The organism is Oleiphilus sp. HI0128 (assembly GCF_001635365.1).
Window position 1 is genome coordinate 1 of sequence record NZ_LWGG01000018.1, and the last position, 981, is coordinate 981.

Sequence of the window (981 nt, forward strand, 5' to 3'; positions counted from 1 at the left end):
GGCAATGGGAATAAGTGGCACGCCGGCAATTGTTTTAGAAAGTGGTCGTTTAATTCCAGGTTATTTAAATGCCCAAAAACTTGGGAAAGCGCTTGGTGTTCTATAGTTGCTAGCTAATAAAAAAAGGCCCTCATCGGGCCTTTTTTTATCGCTGTCGAATTTAACACCTAAACCCCTTGTCTTTTCTGCGTGAGTCGCATTCTTTTTTGATGTTGTTGCAGCGCTGAGCTCCGGCTGGAGAAAGTTTGTTGTAGTCACAGTCACGATAAGCTTTTCTAAGTTCCGCGTCACTATAGCCGCTAAAGGCGCCACCACATGAAGAAAGTAAGGTGCTGAAGATAATAAAGCAGATGCCGGTTAAGTATTTAGTCATGGATTTGATTCTTGTTTATTTAAGTTTTCAGAAGTATAGCTGTGAAGAAATGATCTGCTAGTAAAAAATATGCGGGTCTCAAAATAAGTTGTGGTGCCATTCTTTTTCTTTGATGAAAAGGTATACTATCCGCCAAAATATTTTAAGGCTACAGGGTAGCAGCTATTTAGTCGTTGCTTTGCTTTAAGTCAGAATGAATTCGTGATCGTGAGGAATATATCTTGAGCTCCGTTAAGATTGGAATATGTGGTCTAGGTACCGTCGCTAGTGGCGTGATTAATGTCTTGAAACGAAATCAACAGGATATTACTGCCCGAGCAGGCTGTCAGGTTGAGGTGATTCAAGTCGCCTCTAGAAAGCTTAAAGATAATTGTGACCTTAGCGGTATCGAATTTTCGACGAATGTAATGGATGTTGTCAATAACCCTGATGTGGATGTGGTAGCAGAATTAATTGGTGGCTATGATCTTGCTAAAGACATTGTTTGTGCTGCGATTAAAAATGGCAAGCATGTTGTCACGGCTAACAAAGCGCTTATAGCTGAGCACGGAAACGAAATTTTTGCGCTGGCTGCCGAGCATAAAGTAGTTGTTGCCTATGAGGCGGGG

General features: G+C 41.6%; 2 protein-coding genes. One reads left to right on the forward strand and one right to left on the reverse strand.

Annotated elements, in window-relative coordinates; genetic code table 11:
- Nucleotides 1-160 precede the first annotated feature (160 nt).
- Nucleotides 161-373, reverse strand: coding sequence for a hypothetical protein (locus tag A3763_RS00315; RefSeq protein WP_068507676.1), 213 nt, complete (start codon nucleotides 371-373; stop codon nucleotides 161-163).
- 221 nt (nucleotides 374-594) lie between these two features.
- On the opposite strand from A3763_RS00315, the gene A3763_RS00320 reads away from it, so the two are divergent.
- Nucleotides 595-981 (forward strand): Gfo/Idh/MocA family oxidoreductase (locus A3763_RS00320; protein ID WP_197482645.1); only part of this gene is annotated, 387 nt, incomplete at its 3' end.

Excerpts from the sequence above, each read along its gene's own strand:
- A3763_RS00315 (WP_068507676.1), bottom strand. The coding sequence starts at position 373 with ATGACTAAATACTTAACCGGCATCTGCTTTATTATCTTCAGCACCTTA.